Annotated in this window: 13 protein-coding genes; 3 read left to right on the top strand and 10 right to left on the bottom strand. The window is 70.2% G+C overall.

Translation table 11 applies throughout. The features are described 5' to 3' along the window. Positions 1-772: 772 nt before the first annotated feature. The 5 genes from FB475_RS22805 to FB475_RS22785 all read right to left on the bottom strand — a co-directional run bounded on the left by FB475_RS22805 (position 773) and on the right by FB475_RS22785 (position 6,273). Entirely contained in the window at positions 773-1,867 is a 1,095-nt protein-coding gene (locus FB475_RS22805; protein WP_141858605.1) for a mannose-1-phosphate guanylyltransferase, read from the bottom strand. Between the two features lie 9 nt (positions 1,868-1,876). Then, positions 1,877-2,917, bottom strand: a complete 1,041-nt coding sequence (locus FB475_RS22800; RefSeq protein ID WP_238332462.1) for an NAD(+)/NADH kinase — start codon at positions 2,915-2,917, stop codon at positions 1,877-1,879. A 41-nt stretch (positions 2,918-2,958) separates the two neighbouring features. After that, positions 2,959-4,020, bottom strand: coding sequence for a hemolysin family protein (locus FB475_RS22795; protein ID WP_141858603.1), 1,062 nt, complete (start codon positions 4,018-4,020; stop codon positions 2,959-2,961). Further along, the gene (locus FB475_RS22790) at positions 4,017-5,354 is read right to left on the bottom strand and encodes a hemolysin family protein (RefSeq protein WP_141858602.1); all 1,338 of its coding nucleotides are present in this window, start codon (positions 5,352-5,354) and stop codon (positions 4,017-4,019) included. Before FB475_RS22790 ends, FB475_RS22795 begins: the two co-directional genes overlap by 4 nt. Before the next feature lie 85 nt (positions 5,355-5,439). Next, the gene (locus tag FB475_RS22785) at positions 5,440-6,273 is read right to left on the bottom strand and encodes an SDR family NAD(P)-dependent oxidoreductase (protein WP_141858601.1); all 834 of its coding nucleotides are present in this window, start codon (positions 6,271-6,273) and stop codon (positions 5,440-5,442) included. 70 nt (positions 6,274-6,343) lie between these two features. Between FB475_RS22785 and FB475_RS22780 the strand changes: the two genes are divergently transcribed. Beyond that, positions 6,344-7,258: a LysR family transcriptional regulator gene (locus FB475_RS22780; protein WP_141858600.1), complete on the top strand. Its 915-nt coding sequence runs from the start codon at positions 6,344-6,346 to the stop codon at positions 7,256-7,258. Between the two features lie 20 nt (positions 7,259-7,278). Here the strand turns inward: FB475_RS22780 and FB475_RS37725 are convergent, their stop codons facing one another. Beyond that, entirely contained in the window at positions 7,279-7,698 is a 420-nt protein-coding gene (locus FB475_RS37725) for a twin-arginine translocase TatA/TatE family subunit (protein WP_141858599.1), read from the bottom strand. A 68-nt stretch (positions 7,699-7,766) separates the two neighbouring features. Between FB475_RS37725 and FB475_RS22770 the strand changes: the two genes are divergently transcribed. Beyond that, entirely contained in the window at positions 7,767-8,447 is a 681-nt protein-coding gene (locus FB475_RS22770) for a TIGR03089 family protein (RefSeq protein ID WP_141858598.1), read from the top strand. Then, entirely contained in the window at positions 8,447-9,235 is a 789-nt protein-coding gene (locus FB475_RS22765; RefSeq protein ID WP_141858597.1) for an SDR family NAD(P)-dependent oxidoreductase, read from the top strand. The genes FB475_RS22770 and FB475_RS22765 overlap by 1 nt, the downstream gene beginning before the upstream one ends. Here the strand turns inward: FB475_RS22765 and FB475_RS22760 are convergent. From FB475_RS22760 to FB475_RS22745, 4 genes are all read right to left on the bottom strand, one after another. Beyond that, positions 9,210-12,461 (bottom strand): AAA family ATPase, encoded by a 3,252-nt coding sequence (locus FB475_RS22760; protein ID WP_141858596.1) that lies wholly within the window; start codon positions 12,459-12,461, stop codon positions 9,210-9,212. The two genes, FB475_RS22765 and FB475_RS22760, sit on opposite strands and share 26 nt — an antisense overlap. A gap of 33 nt (positions 12,462-12,494) precedes the next feature. Next, a complete protein-coding gene (locus FB475_RS22755) occupies positions 12,495-12,914 on the bottom strand; it encodes a cyclic nucleotide-binding domain-containing protein (RefSeq protein WP_141858595.1) in 420 nt (139 codons plus the stop codon). Positions 12,915-13,035: 121 nt separating this feature from the next. After that, a complete protein-coding gene (galE, locus tag FB475_RS22750) occupies positions 13,036-13,998 on the bottom strand; it encodes a UDP-glucose 4-epimerase GalE (protein WP_141858594.1) in 963 nt (320 codons plus the stop codon). Between the two features lie 68 nt (positions 13,999-14,066). Next, positions 14,067-16,136, bottom strand: coding sequence for a spermine/spermidine synthase domain-containing protein (locus tag FB475_RS22745; protein ID WP_238332350.1), 2,070 nt, complete (start codon positions 16,134-16,136; stop codon positions 14,067-14,069). Positions 16,137-16,208: the final 72 nt, after the last annotated feature.

The following is a 16,208-nucleotide window of genomic DNA, read 5'->3' as shown; positions in this document are numbered from 1 at the left end:
CTGGATGTGCCGAGTGCTGGAGGTGATCAGGCCCCACTCCGGTCACGGTGCTCCCACCCACCGGCTCAGCGCCGACATTTCACGGCGCCAGCCGGAACTCTCCCGGCGTCAGCCGCAAACGAATGCTCCGGGCACTGCCCCCGGGCGTGGGAGCGAGCAGCGCGGCGACGAGAGCGCCTGCGGAGCACGCGGCGCGCTAAGGCCTAACTACTTACACCCCTTGCAATCTCAGCCTCCCCCTCACCACCTCAGCCTCCCCCTCACCATCTCAGCCCCCACCCACCACCTGCAACCCGCACCACCCACTACCGGCGGCTTCGCCCGCCACCTTCGCCTAGCAGTCACCCGCGAGCGGCAGCTCGCAACTCCCCGGCGCCAGCCGGAAACCCTCCCGGCGATAGCCGGAAACCCTCCGGCGCCAGCCGGAAACAGATGCTCCGGGCGGCAGCCCGGGGGTGGGTGGGAGTGCGCGGAGCAGGTGCGGGAGGGAGCGGAGCGACCGGAGCACCTGCGGAGCGCGCGCGGGGCTGACCACATCCACCTCTCACCACATCCAGCTCACGCAACACACCCGCCAAGCAGTCACCCGCGAGCGGCAGCTCTCAACTCCCCGGCGGCAGCCGGAAACTCTCCCGGCGCCAGCCGGAAACTCCCGGCGTCAGCCGGAAACGGATGCTTCGGGCGGCAGCCCGGGGGTGGGTGGGAGTGCGCGGAGCAGGTGCGGGAGGGAGCACCGCGACCGGAGCACCTGCGGAGCGTGCGCGGGCGGACCTCAGAGGTACCGGGCGTGGTCTGACTGGACTTGGGCTACCAGGTCTTTTACTCGTTCGCCGTCGGAGAGGGGGCAGACCATGGTGACGTCTTGGGTGTGGACGATGATGTGGCTGCGCAGGCCGACGGTTGCGACCAGGTGGTCGGGGTCGTCGGTGACGATGATGTTGTCGTGGGAATCGAGCAGGCAGCTGAGGGTGGCGCCGTCGGTGCGGTTGCCGTTGGGGTCGGCGGTGTAGGTGTCGGCCAGCGCGGCCCAGGAGCCGACGTCGAGCCAGTGGACGGGCATCGGTACGACGACCACGTCCGCGTCGACCTTGCCCTGGGACGCCGGTTCCATCACGGCGTAGTCGATGCTGATCTTGCGGAGGTTCGGGTAGATCTCGGCGAGGGTCTGCTCGCGGGCCGGTGTGTCCCAGACCGCGGCGACGTCGCGCAATCGGGCGGCCGATTCGGGCAGCAGGGTGTCGAGGACGTTCAGCACGGTCGATGCGCGCCACACGAACATGCCGGAGTTCCACCAGAACCGTCCGGTGGCCAGGTACTCCTCGGCGGTCTCGCGGTCCGGCTTCTCGCGGAAGCGGTCGACGACGTACGCCGTGGTGCCCTCGATCGGCGCGCCGCGCTCGATGTAGCCGAGGCCGGTGTGCGGGTGGGTCGGCTCGATCCCGAACGTGACCAGGGACCGGGGGCGCGCCTCGACGACCTCGAAGCCCTGCTCGATCGCGTCCCGGAACTCCTGCTCGGGGCTGATCAGGTGGTCGGAGCCGACGAACGCGACGACGGCGTCCGGATCGTTGCGCGCCACCACGGCCGAGGCGAGGCCGATCGCGTTCGCGGTATCGCGCCGGGCGGGTTCGCCGATGATGTTGTGCGGGCCGAGCTCGGGGAGTTCCTTGCGGACGACGTCGGTGATCGCGCCGACCGTGCAGACGTAGATGTTCTCCGGGTCGACGAGTCCGAGCAGCCGGTTGTACGCCACCCGCAGCAGCGACTGGCCGGCCGCCAACGGCAGCACCTGCTTCGGCCGGTCGTCTCTGGACATCGGCCACAACCGCGTCCCCGAACCACCGGCGAGGATCACCACGTTTCGCATGGAGAGACCCTACCGGTCGTCACCAGGCGACAGACGCAAGTGCTGAAGGTCCGGTGGGACAGGCGTATCCGCGGGCTGCCAGAACAGTTCGGCCTCGCCGTCCAGCGCGGTCGCGGGCGCGTCCGTGAGCCGGAACCTGTCTCGCAGCCGCCCGTAGAAGTCGGTCGGCCGAAGCCGTACCAACCGCAGCCGCCGCGGTGACCCGTACACCCCGATCCAGTCCCCCGGATCGAGTACGCCGCGCAGCTGCCCGTCGATGCTCACCGCCGCCTGCCCCGAATGCGGCAGCACCCGCAGCGCGATCGGCTCGTCCGGCGCCGCGACGACCGTACGGTTGAACGTCATGTGCGGCGCGACCGGAGTGAACACGATCGCCTCGGTGTTCGGCGACAGGATCGGCCCACCGGCCGCGAAGCTGTACGCCGTCGACCCGGTCGGCGTCGCCACGATCACGGCATCGGCGGAGTACGACGCCAGCAGCCGCCCGGACAGGTACACGCCCAACGCGACCTGGTGATCGCGCGCCAGCTTCTCCACCACGACGTCGTTCAACGCGGTCACGTCGAGCGCCATCCCCCACCCGTCGCCCTCGGCCATCTCGTGCCGCACCGGCGGCGGTGGAAGCGACGGCCCGTGCCCGTACCGCAGCAGCGACTCGATGCCGGCCGGGATCTCCAACGGCCGCGACGCGCGCATCGTCAGCGTCATCCGTTCCTCGTACGTCGCGCCGCCGTGGTGCACCGCTTCGAGCGCGGCCTCGACGTCCTTGCAGGCGACCTCGGTCAGGAACCCGACCTTGCCGAGATCGACCCCGAGGACGGCGGCGTTGTTCTTCGCCGCGATCCGCGCGCCGCGCAGGAACGTCCCGTCGCCGCCGAGCGTGACGACCAGGTCCGGGTCGCCGGCGTGATGCAGCTCGTCGGTACCGGTACGGCGTTCCTGGTGGTCCTTCCAGACGTCGATGTCGGTACAGCCGATACCGTGAGCGGTCGCCCAGCGCCGTACCGTCTCAGCGGTCTCAACCGCTGTCGGACGACCCTGATGAACCACCAAGCCAAGCCGTTTAATCGCCACACCACACCGTAACCCTGCTATTCAGCGGCCCTGACGATCGGATCGGTCTCGTCGTCGAACTCACCGATCACCTCTTCGAGCAGGTCCTCCAGCGCGACGACCCCGATCGCCTGGTCCCCGCCGCGGACGACCGCGAGCTGTGAGCGTTCCTCGCGCATGGTCCGGATCGCCTTCGCCACCGGGGTGTTCGCACCGAGTTCGAGCGGCGCCGTCATCAGGTCCGCGGCCCGGCTCGTCGTGTCGCCCGCGGTCGTCACCCGGGCCGCGTCGCGGACGTGCACGATGCCACAGATCCCTGGTGATCCAGGACCTGACCTCACCACCGCCAGGCGCGAGTGACCTTCGCGCCGGCTGGTCCGCTCGACCTCGCGGGCCGACGCGGTCGACGCGACCGTGGACAGCTCCGCGATCGGCGTCATCACCTGACCGACCGTGGTGTTCTGCAACGCCAGCATCGCGGTCAGCAGTTCGTGCTCGGGCTCTTCGAGCGTGCCGTGCTCGCGCGACGACTCGATCAGCAGCCGCAGCTCGTCCGGACCGTGTGCGTTGGCGATCTCGTTCTGCGGGGTCACGCCGATCAACCGCACGCAGAGGTTCGCGATCCAGTTCAGGACGCTCAGCAGCGGGCGGAACACGTACGTGAACCCGCGGAACGGCATCGCGAGGATCAACGCCGACCGTTCCGGGTTGCTGATCGCCCACGACTTCGGCGCCATTTCGCCGAGCAGCACGTGCAGCAGGCCGATACCGCCGACCGCGATGACGAGGGCGATCACATGCCCGACGCCCTCGGGAACGTGTGCCAGCTCGAACAGCGGATGCAGCAGGTGCGCGACCGCCGGCTCGCTCAGCGAACCGAGCCCCAGCGTGCACAACGTGATCCCGAGCTGCGCCCCCGCGAGCATCAGCGACAACTCGCTGACGCCGGCGATCGCGGCCCGTGCGGATCGGCTGCCGGACGCGGCCGCCTCCTCGAGCCGGTGCCGTTTCGACGCCACCAACGCGAACTCGGCCGCGACGAAGAACCCGTTCAGCGCCAGCAGTACGGCGGAGATGAGCAACGCCCACGTCGTACTCATGCCACTCGTTCCATCATCACGATGCCCGGCACCCGGCGCTCGATCGTCTGCACCGTGAGCCGTACGGACTCCGCCGGCAACGGCCTGCCGTCGTGGTCGATCCGCTGCGGCAGGTCGACGACGAGCGTGTCGCCGACGGCGGGGATCCGCCCGAGCAGCGCCATCACCAGTCCGGACACGGTCTCGTAGTCGTCGCTCTCGGGCAGCGGTACGCCGGTGGCCTCCGCGACCTCGTCGAGCCGCCATCTGGCCGGTACCACCCACGAGCCGTCGCCGCCCTGCACCAGCCCGGTTTCGGGGAGGTCGTCCTCGTCGCGGATCTCGCCGACCAGTTCCTCGGCGATGTCCTCCAGCGAGACGATGCCCGCGAACCCGCCGTACTCGTCGACGACGATCGCGAGCTGCCGGCGCGCGACCCGCAGGCGTTCCAGTACGGCGGGCAGCGGCAGCGTCGTCGGTACGACGACCGGCTGGGACGCCAGCGATCCGACCGCGATCGCCGCGCGGTCGGCCGGTTCGAGCTCGACCACGTCGCCGATCGCGACCACGCCGACCACCTCGTCGACCGACTCGCCGACGACCGGGAACCGGCTGTGCCCGGTGTCCTGCAGCTCGACCACGCGGGTCAACGGCTCGTCGCGGTGCACGGTGACCACGTCGACCCGCGGCACCATCGCCTCGCCGGCGGTCCGGCCGCGGAAGTCCAGGCCGCGGTCGAGCAGCCGCATGGTGTCCTCGTCGAGCAGGCCCTGTTCGTACGACGTCTCGATGATCCGGTCGAGCTCCTGCGCGGTCGCGCCCTGCGGCAGCTCCTCGACCGGCTCGATGCCGACCCGGCGGAGGATCCGGTTCGACGCGGAGTCGAACAGGTGGATCACCGGGCCGGCCACCGCCAGGTACATCAGCGTCGACCTGGACAGCCGCAGCGCGATCGCCTCGGCGCGCGCGATCGCCAGGTTCTTCGGGGCCAGCTCGCCGAGCACCATCTGGATGATCGTTGCCAACAGCAACGCCAGGACCACCGAGATCGACAGGCTCACGCTCTTGGGTACGCCGGCCGCGCCGAGCAGGTGCTCCAGGCCCTCGCCCAGGTAGGGCTCGGCGAAGTACCCGGCGAGCAGCGCGGTGATCGTGATGCCGACCTGTGCGCCGGACAGGACGAACGACAGCCGCGACGTGACCTTCAGTGCCCGCGCGGCGGCCGGGTCACCGTCCGCGGCCAGCGTCCGCAGCCGGCTCCGGTCGACGGCGACATACGCGAACTCCTGGGAGACGAAGTAGCCCGTGGCAACGGTCAGCACCAGGATCAGAGCCAGGCCGGCCAGGATCAGCATGACAAGACCCTATGGGAATTCGAGCACCCGCACGACCGCGGGGTCGTTCGCCGGTGGCCGGCCCTGACTCAGGGTGAAGAACGCCTTACTGGGTGATGAACGGCTTCCACGGAACGACCTGGCCGTCGCGGATCAGTTCGCCGTACTGGTCGGGGTCGACGTGGTCGGCGAGGATCAGGTCCGCGATCGGTACGACCGCGTCGGCCGGCGACTTCGCCTGGCTGAAGTCCTCGAACCACGGCCGCGAGGCGCGGGTGTCGACCAGCCCCGGGCACACCGACGCGACCAGCGTGCCGTCGGCGAGATCCGTCGTACGACGCTCCGCCGCAACCGCGCGGACCGCCGCCACCTGGGCGACCTTCGACGGGAGGTTGATCCATTCGGGCCAACCGGCCGCGGCCGCCGTACCGTCGTGTACCGCCGTACGCCACTCCTCGACGACCTTCTCGACGTCCTCCAGCGAGGCGCCGTCGAACCGGTCCCACAACTTCTCCGGGAGCTGTGCCAGCGTCCCCAGCGAGCTCGCCACCACGATCAGCCGGCCACCCGGTCGCAGGATCGGCCCGAACGCCCGCAGTATCGACTGCGCGCCGAGGTTCGCCACGTCCACGAACTCGTCCACCTGTTCCGCGGCGGTCTTCCCCGGCTCCAACGGCCCGACCGCGTTCGACACCACGATGTCCACGCCGCCGAGCTCGACGGCCAACCGGCGCACGGCCTCACCATCGGTGACGTCCAGCACCCGCCCCTCGACCCGGGCCTTGCCCTTTCCCTGGAGCCGGCTTGCCGCTGCGGCGACGCGTTCGGAGTTGCGGCCGGTGAGGATGACGAGGTCGTCGGGGTCCATCCGGTCGGCGAGTTCTGCTACGAGTGCATATCCGATGCCTTGGTTGGCTCCGGTGATCAGTGCGGTTCTCATGCCTTCAACGTAGGTCCGTGGGAGGCATGACTCCAACGAAAGTTCGGCACACGTGGTATGCGTAGATGTCATGGACCTCACCGACGTCTCGCTGGTCGCGTTGCGGGTGTTCCGGGAGGTGGCGGAGCGGGGTACGTTCACCGCTGCGGCGAGCGCGCTCGGGTACACGCAGTCCGCGGTCTCCCGGCAGATCGCCACACTCGAACGCGCCGCCGGGGGCCGGCTGCTGGAGCGGCGGCGCGACGGGGTCGAGCTGACGGCGTCCGGGCGGGTCGTACTTCGGACCGCGGCCGGGATCCTCGATCAGCTCGACGCGACAGCGCGGGAGCTCGCCGGGCTGCCGGCTGCGGGCGGTACCGTGCGGCTCGGTTGGTTTCCCAGCGCCGGCGCGATTTTGTTGCCACGGGCAATCAGCGCGGTACGGCGTACGCACCCGGCCGTGACTGTGACGACGCGCGAGGGTTCCACGCCCGCGCTGGTGCGGGCGCTCCGGGCCGGGACGATCGACCTGGCGCTGATCGCGTCCGCGCCACCGTTCCGCCCGCCGGACGCGGAATCACCGGCGCTCGAACTCGAGACCCTGGCCGAACGAAGCCTGCGCCTGGCGGTGCCGGCCAGTCACCCGCTGGCGGCGTACGACTCGGTCGAGGTCGCCGACCTCCACGGCCAACGCTGGATCGCCGGGCCGGCTTCCAGCAGTGAACTGTGGTTGGGGGTGTGGCCCGGACTTGACGAGCGCCCGCTGATCGCCCACACGGCCCGCGACTGGCTGGCCAAACTCCACCTGGTCGCCGCCGGCGCCGGGATCACCACGATCCCCGCATCCCTCACCCCCGCAGTCCCACCCGGCATCAAAATCCTCCCAGTCACCGGAGGCCCCCAAGAACTCCGCCGCACCCTCCTCGCCCGCATGCCGGGCCCCCTCCCAGAACCAACAGCCGTAGTAGCCGCAGCCCTACGCACCACGGCAGCCGAACTCACCTGACGAGGCGGGCGTCCTGCGGGCTACTGGCCGGTGTTCTGCGTGCCGTCCGTGGGTGGCTGCGGCGCGGGCGTGGCGTGCGGCGCGGCTGGAGCTTGCGGGGCAGGAGGGCCGACCGGCTGGGTCTGGACCTGGGCCTGCGGCTGGGGTGGCTGAGGGGCCTGCGCCTGCGGCTGGGTCGCCTGCGGTTGGGGCTGTGCGGCCTGGGGCTGGATGGGCTGCTGGGCTTGGGGCGGTGGGGGCTGGGTTGCCTGGGGTTGGGACTGGGTTACCTGGGCCGGGGTTTCGTCGTCCGAGCCTTGGCGGGCCTTTTCGAACTCCTTCATCGCCTTGGCGGCGTTGCGGGTCAGTTCGGGGAGTTTCTTGGCTCCGAACAGCAGTACGACGATAACGAGGATGACGATCCATTCGCCGCCTTCGGGCAGCGCTAGCTCCGGCACCATGGGTAGCCCTTCTTTCCACTTGTTCCCCCTCCAACGTACGCCTGTGCGCGAACCGTAGGGTGGGCCATATGTCACGAGTCCTGCCCGACCTGTTCGCGGCCGCGGTTCGCCGGGACGGGGCCAAGCCGTTCCTCACCTACTACGACGACGCGACCGGCGAGCGGATCGAACTCAGCGCGGTCACCACCGCGAACTGGGTGGCGAAGACCGCCAACCTGCTCCAGGACGAGTACGACGTCGACTCCGGCGACACCGTCGCGATCGGCCTCCCGCCGCACTGGCTCGGCGTGGTCTGGGCGCTGTCCACCTGGTCGGCCGGTGCAGCCCTGACCAGCGGCACCGGAACGCTGGCGATCACCGGCCCGGAGCTCGCGATCCGCGGCGAGCGGGAGACCGTCGCGTCCGCACTCCTCCCCCTCGGCGGCCGGTTCCGTGACCCGCTCCCGGACGGCGTGCACGACTACGGCGCGGAGGTCTACAACCACCCCGACGTCTTCTCGCCGTACGACCCGCCGACGCCCACCTCCCCGGCGTACGACGAACTCACCCACGAGCAACTGATCGGTACGGCGGAACCCGTCGCGGACCGCATCCTCACCACCCGGACCCTGACCGACCGGGACGGGGTCAACCTGCTGATCGGAGTGATCGCGGGAGGTGGTTCGATCGTGCTCTGCCGCAACCTGGACGCGTCGAAGCTGGACCGCCGGGTAGCGGACGAGAAGGTCGATCGAGTCCTGGAGGGGTAATGCAACGATTCGAGGGCAAGGTAGCGCTGATCACCGCGGCCGCGCAGGGTATCGGTGCGGCGGTCGCGCGCAGGCTGGCGGACGAGGGCGCCGCGGTGGTGGTGACCGACCTCCAGGAGGACAAGCTCGCCGAGGTCGCGAAGAGCATCGGCGACCAGGCATTGCCGCTACGCGTCGACGTGACGAACCGCGCCGACGTGGACGCGGCGGTCGCGGCCGCGACCGAGCGGTTCGGCCGCCTGGACGTCCTGGTCAACAACGCCGGTGGCTGCATCGTCCGGACGGCCCCCGAGGACGCGTCCGCCGAGGAGTTCCACGCGCAACTCGACCTGACCCTGGTCGGCGCCTCGCGCTGTATCCAGGCCGCGCTCCCGCAACTGGTGAAGAACCGCGGCAACGTCGTCACGATCAGCTCGGTCAACGGACTCGCTGCCTTCGGCAACATCGAGTACGCCGCCGCCAAGGCCGGCCAGATCGCGATGACGGTCAACTACGCCGCCCGGTACGGCGAACTCGGCGTCCGCTTCAATGTCGTTGCCCCCGGCACCATTCGGACCCCGGTCTGGGATCACCAGCCGGGCACCCTGGAACGCTTCAGCAGGATGTACCCGCTCGGCCGGGTCGGCGAACCGGAGGACATCGCCGCCGCGGTCGCCTTCCTGGCCTCGGGCGACGCCGCCTGGATCACCGGCCACACCCTCCCGGTCGAAGGCGGCGTCCTCACCGGTCCGGGCGGGATGAACCTGGGCCCGTCCGGGTTCTTCAAGAAGGAGTATCCCGAGTCCTGAACAGTTGCTCGGCCCGGACGAGCGCGTCCGGATCGCCGGTGCTGCGATGCAGGCCACGCAGGGCATGGGCCTGTTCGAGTTTGTTGCCAAAGGCACCCCAGTCGGCGGCCGCCCGGGAGAATCCGGCGGCCGCGGTCTCCAGCTCGCCGCGATGCTCGGCGAGCAGCGCCTGGGCGGTCCCGACCGAGTACTCACGCAGCGGCAGCACCGGCTCCACCAGGTCCGCGAGAGCCGCGGCGGGTCCGGCATGGCCGGCGAGCAGAGCGGCTCGAACCAACGACGGCAGCCTGGCCTCGAACTCCAGGCTGCCCCGCAGATCGGACAGCCCGGCCAACAGTTCCAGGATCTCCAGTACGCCGCTCCGATCGTCCTGCAGGGCCCGCACCGTCGCGGCCGGCGAGGCGGCGACGGCGATGAGATCAGGCCAACCGGCATCGACCGCCAGCCGGTACGCCTCCTCGGCGTACTCCCGGATCGTCACCGGGCCCGCAGCCGAACCGGAAGACGGTTCCACCGCGTCCGGGCGGCCGCCGGACTCGAGCTCAGCCACGGCCAGCGCCGCAAGGACCTCGATCCGGCGCAACGTGGTGAACGCCGGACCGGGATCGGCGAGCTGCGCCCGGCACGCCGCGATAGCCTCCTCGGGCCTGCCCGTCTCGATCATCAACTGCAGCACGGTGCAGCCGATCTGCTGCTCCAGCTCGACCAGCCGGCGCCGTACGGCGAACTCGCGGGCGGTGGCCAACTCACCTTCGGCCACCACCGGACCCTCGATCTGCCACAGCACCCAGCCGTAGTTCAGCCAGGTCACCGCCGCATCCCGCCCGCGGCCGAGGTCGAGCAGCGCGGACAACGCCTCCTTGACGTCGACCAGCCCACCGGTGTCGCCCTGACTGATCCGGGCCAGCCCACGGGCCTCCAGCGCCCGGTGCGGTACGGCCCACCCGTGCTCGGCCGCCATCCGCAGAGCACGGTCGGCGGCGCTGATCGCGCCGGCCCGGCGGCTCGCCACCAGCCGGAGGCTGGCCTGCCCGGACAGCAACTGCACCAGGTCCTCGCTCGGCCCCAGACCTTCCAGCATCGCGACCGCCCGGTCCACAGTCGCCAGGCTCTCCGCCATGTTGTTCATCGCGTACGTCGACGCGCGCAACGCGAGCGCCAGTCCGTGGCGGTCGCCGGACGCCTCGAAGCCGGCGACGGCTTCGCGATACGCGGCCCGCGCGTCGTCGAGCCGGCCGGCCAGGAAGGCTGCCCAGCCCCAGCGGGTGAGCACCTCGGGACGCTCCGGATCCCGTTCCGGCGTGAGAGCCAGGGCGCGGTCGAGCAGTGCGATCGCCTGGCTGGTGTCGAGGTTCATGGCTTGCTCGGCGGCCATCAGCTGGTAGCGACGGGCCCGGGGCGCGATCGAAGCCACCGCCGCCGTGTCGCCGAGCGCCGTGGCCAGGTCGAGTGCGGTGGTCAGGTGGTGCGCGATCAGGTTCGGCGTCTCGGCCTGACAGGCCGCGCAGCGCAGCTCCAGCCAGTCGGCAGCGGCCAGGTGCGAGGCCGACCTGGCCGCGCGGGGCAGCTGGCTGTAGGCGACGTCGCGGGTCAGCGCATGCCAGAAGGTGTACTCGTGCTGGCCGAGCATCGTCGACTGCCGGACCGGCCGCACGAGTTCCTTGCGGGCGAGCTCCCGCAACGCTGTGACGACGTCAGCAGGTGTCCGGCCGGTCAGTGCCGCTACTGCTTCGGCCCAGAAGACGCGGCCGATGACGGCAGCGGCGGCGATCAGCACCTTCTGCCCGGGATCCAGCGTGTCCAGCCGGGCCGCGATGATCGCCGCGATCCCGGCGGGCAGTTCACCGGAGGCGTCCGGTCCGCAGTCGATCACGATCCGCGCGAGTTCCTCGGCGTACAGCGGATTGCCGTCCGCACGCCGTACCAGTCGCTGCCGGATCTCGTCCGGTATGTCGAGGCCGCCGAACCGGTTCGTCAGCACCTGGGCGGTCTCGTCGTCGGCCAGCGGGGCGAGGCCGACCGTGAGGGAGTTCTGGACGCCGCGGGTCCAGCGGGGTCCGCGTTCGAGCAGCTCGGGCCGGCTGGTGACGAGCACCAGCAGCGGCAGGTCGGTCAGCCACTCCGCCAGGTGATCCACGAAGGCGAGCAGCGCGTCCGATGCCCAGTGCAGATCCTCGAACACCAGCACGACAGGCGACTGGTCGGCGAACGACTCGAGCAACTGCCGCCAGGCGGCGAACGACTCCTCCTGCGTGACCGAGCCCGCCTGGGCGGAGCTTTCGGCGCCGACCAGTGGACCGACCCGGGCCCGCAACCAGGCGCGATCGGTGCCGTCCGGCAGGATCGCGTCCAGTTTCGCCGCGACCTGTCCGGGCGGCTCGGTGTCGAGGATCCCGGCCTGGGCCTTGAAGATCTCCGCGAGCGGCGCGAACGGCGCCTCGCCGTACGGGAGGCAACGACCCTCGCGCCACGTCACGGGCTCCGGCCGCCGGTCGAGCCAGGCGCCGAACTCCGCGACCAGCCGGGACTTGCCGATCCCGGGTTCGCCGAGCAGCGTGACGAACTGCGGTACGCGTTCCGCGACCGCCCTCTCGAACGTGGCACACAGCAGCGTGAGGTCGCGCTGCCGGCCCACCAGCGGGGTGCTCAGGTCGCGGATCACGTCCGCGCCGAACCGCGCACGCGGTGGACCCGCCCGCCAGCGTTCGACCGGACGGCTGATGCCCTTCGCCGCCACAGGTTCCAGCGGCTCGTAGCCGAACACCCGGCTGGTCGCCGCGTAGGTGCCGGCACCGACCACGACCGCGCCGATCGGAGCGGAGGCCTGGAGCCGGGCGGCCAGGTTGACGACCAGGCCGGTGACGAACGGTTCACCCAACTCGGGTCGCGCCGTGACCTGGACCAGGGCTTCCCCGGTCTCGATGCCGACCCGGACCTCGAGCGGGCCGTTCGGCAGCGCGGCCACCGCGTCGAGGATCGCCAGCCCCGCGCGGACCGCGCGTTCGGCGTCGTCCTCCCTGGACCGCGGCGCGCCGAACACGGCCAGGATGGCGTCCCCGGCGAACTTCTCGACGGTTCCGCCGTACCGCTCGACCGTCTGCCGCAGGGTCGAGTGGTACGGCGCCAACCACCGGCGGACGTCCTCGGGATCGGCCGACTCGGACGCCGCGGTGAACCCGACCAGGTCGCAGAACAGCACCGTGACGACCTTGCGCTCCTCGGTCATCGCATCACCGTTCCCGACCCACCGACGACGGGATCAGCCTGCGGACTCGAGGGAACGGATCCGGGCCGTCAGGGCCTTGAGCAGGGCCTCGGCGACGTCCGGGTTCTCCCGCACCACCGGCGCGAAGGCAAGCGCGGACAACGCGAACGTGGTCAGGCCGTCCGGTCCGGCGACCACGGTCGCCGAACGCGGCAGGCCGTCGATCAGCGAGATCTCACCGAAGTAGTCCCCCGGGGCGAGCGGGGCGCGGTCGGCGCCGCTGACCTCCACCTCGGCCGAGCCCTCCAGGACCACCTGCAGCCCGGCATCGTTGGCGCCCTGCTCGACCACGTGGTTGCCGGCCGCGATCTTGAGCGTTGTGCCGCGCTCGATCAGCTCCGACAACGTCTTCGCGGACAGCCCGTGGAAGAGATCGATCTTCGCCAGGAACTGCGGCAGGCTCTCGTAACTCATGGATCGCACCCCTCGATCGGTGCCCCGGGACCGGGGCAGCACTGTAAAACTGCGGCACAGGCTACAGCCGGTCCGGTTCCGCGACCATGAGGGCGCATGTACAACGATGAAGGGATCCGGATCAGCCCTTCGGCCACGCCTCCCAGGCGGTCGCGAACATCTCGTCCACGGTGTAGGTGTTCTGCCAGCCGAGGTCGCGAGCGGCCAGGTCGCCGTTCGCGACCACGCGGGACGGGTCGCCAGGCCGGCGTGGGCCCTCCGACGGGGTGAAGTCGATGCCGGTGACCCGGCGGGCGGCGTCCATGATCTGGCGGACCGACGTACCGGTGCCGCTGCCCAGGTTGTAGACGCGCTCGAGGGTCTTGCCGGACTCGAGCGCGCGGGCCGCCGCGACGTGCGCACGGGCGAGGTCGGCGACGTGCACGTAGTCCTTCACCGACGTGCCGTCCGGGGTGGGGTGGTCGGTGCCGTAGATCTGCGGGGTCTTGCCCTGGCTGAGCAGGTCGCAGACGATCGGGAACAGGTTGTACGGGCTCGCGTCGTACACCGTCGGGTCGCCGGAGCCGACCACGTTGAAGTAGCGCAGCGAGGTGTGGTGCAGGTCCGTCGCGGCGGCCTGGTCGCGGAGCAGCCACTCGCCGATCAGCTTCGACTCGCCGTACGGCGACTGCGGATCCGGCGCGGTGTCCTCGGTCACCACCTCGTCGCGCGGGGTCCCGTACACCCCGGCGCTCGACGAGAACACGATGTTCGACACGGACTTCTCCGCCATCGCCTCGAGCAGCGAGACCATCCCGGTCACGTTCTGGGTGTACGTATGCAACGGCCGCTCGACCGACACCCCGGCGTACTTGAAGCCGGCCAGATGTACGACGCCTTCGACGCCGCCGGCAGCGTCGAGGGCCTCCCGGACCGCTGCACCGTCCAGCAGGTTCGCCCGGACGAACGGCACGCCGTCCGGGACGAACTCCGCCTTCCCGCTCGACAGGTCGTCGATCACGACCACGTCGATCCCGTCGTTGCGGAACGCCCGCACCACATGCGCTCCGATGTACCCAGCACCACCAGTCACGAGCCACGTCATGTCTCAGATCCTGCCATCACGACCCGGTGGAACCGGCGTGAACGGGCCGAACCCGTACCAACTGCCAGTCAGTTGCCAGTGGACCCCAAGGCCTTGATCTTCGGTGTCAGCAGGAAGGCCCCGGCGTAGAGCAGCGCGGCGATGATCAGCAGCCCGTGGAACCCGATGATCAGCGCGGCGTACTCCAGACAGCCGCCGAGCATCGCGCCGAGCAGGTTCGCCCCGAACGACGCCGTACCGTCCGCGGTGTCGGTGAACCGCTTCGCGAAGATCACGTTCGCCGCGAAGATCGGCAGGAACGCGATCAGTACGGCGACCAGCGCCCGCAGGCCGACCGGCATCTCGAGCAGCCAACTGTCCGGGAACACCCACGACAGCGCCAGGCCGCCGAACAGCACCGCGAACATCACCTTCACCGGTGGCGTCTTGAAACGCCTCGTCACTTCGACCGCCGCGAGCACCGCCACCAGCACGCCGGCGAAAACGATCGCGTTCACGACCCACGTCGTACCGAACAGCAGCGCGAACCCGGTGATGCTCTTCGTCTCCAGCAACATGAACCCGGCGCCGAGCAGGAACAGGTCCGCGTACGGACGCATCCGCTTGTACGACGCTCCGCCGCCGGCGATGCCGACGCCGACCAGACCGGCGACGAGGATCAGCCCGAGCGTGACGAGGTACAACGACGGGATCCGGTCAGTGAACAGGTACAGGAACGGGCGGTTGTCGGTGGCCGGCGGCGGCGTGATCTCGCTCGGTCCGGCCCACTCCGACGCACAGGTCTGGTCCTGCTCGGTCAGGCCGACCGTGACCACCGCTTGCTGCAGGCCGTCACCGATCTTGTCCACACACGGCTTGTGCCCGAACGCCTGCTGCGCGGTCGACGCCAGCCGGTCGATCAGCCAGGTCTCGCGGTAGTAGTTGTACATCGCGAACGCGCCGCCGGGGTTCAGGTGCTGCTTCGCGGACTCGAACGCCTGCGTGGTGAACAGGTAGCTCTCCAGCCGCAGCGAGCTCGCACCGTTGACCAGGGTCAGCGAGTCCGGCAGCGCGAGCAGGATCAGGTCGTACTTCTTGTCGGTCCGGGACAGGTACGCGCGGCCGTCGTCGATGTGCGACGAGACCCGCGGGTCCTGGTACGGGCGGTCCGGGTTCAGCGCCTTGCCGAGGTCGCGGATCCGCGGGTCGATCTCGACCGCGTCCACGTGCTGGGCGCCCTTCTTCAGCGCGATCGCGACGTCCGACCCGGAGCCGGCGCCGATGATCAGCACGTTCTTCGGCTGCTTGCCCGCGGTCGCCCGCTCGTACGGCAGGCCGTACTGCGGTTCCCACTGCAGCCGCGACTCGGCCGGGATCGCCTGCTGGTGCGGCACGCCGTTCACGGTGATCGTGAGCAGCGGGACGCCTTCCCAGGTGTACTGCTTGGTCTTCACCTTGTAGTACGGCGACCAGCTCAGGTCCGGCCGGGTCGACTCGTGGAACAGCACGCCGAGCATCACGATCAGCGGCGTCAGTACGAGCGCCGCGCTCACCGCGGTGGCGACGATCCGCTTGCCTGGTGCCGTCACGGTCCGCGGGATGATCAGTACGGCGAACACGATCGTCACGATCAGGCCCCACCAGATCGGCGGCGCGCCGAGGAACGACAGCGCGGTGAACGAGACGATCCCGATCAGGCTGCCGACCAGGTCGAAGCGGTACGCCGTCAGCCGCGGCAGCTCCGCGAAACACCGGCCGACCAGCTCAGCCGGTCCGGCCAGCACGACCGCGGCGGCGACGAAGATGATCGGCAGGATCACCCAGGTCGGCGGGCCGGTGGTGTTCAGGCTGGTGAAATAGATGACGCTGGACGACCCGCCCCGGTTCACCGTTACCGGTTTCCAGGCGATCACCAGGACGAGCAGCCCGAGCATGATCGGCGAGTAGTACGGCAGCCGTTTCGCCCGGCCGGACCGGAGCACGCCGATCCCGATGCCGAGGAACGAGCCGAGCAGCACGAAGTTCGAGAAGTAGCTGAGGTGCACGACGTTCGAGCCGGTCCAGCGGATCAGCGCGAGCTCGGTGAACAGCATCAGCGCGCTCGACGCGACCAGCCGCGTCCGTACGCCGAACGGGCTCGGCCAACTGGTCGTGGGCACGCGGTCAGTAGCTGAGTCGACTGCCATGCGGGGCGACGTTACCGGAATTCCGAGTGGCGTGCGTCACCCCGC

Source organism: Kribbella jejuensis (genome assembly GCF_006715085.1).
Classification (GTDB): domain Bacteria; phylum Actinomycetota; class Actinomycetes; order Propionibacteriales; family Kribbellaceae; genus Kribbella; species Kribbella jejuensis.
The sequence above is the reverse complement of the archived record's forward strand: the minus strand, read 5'-3'. Positions and strand labels throughout refer to the sequence as shown.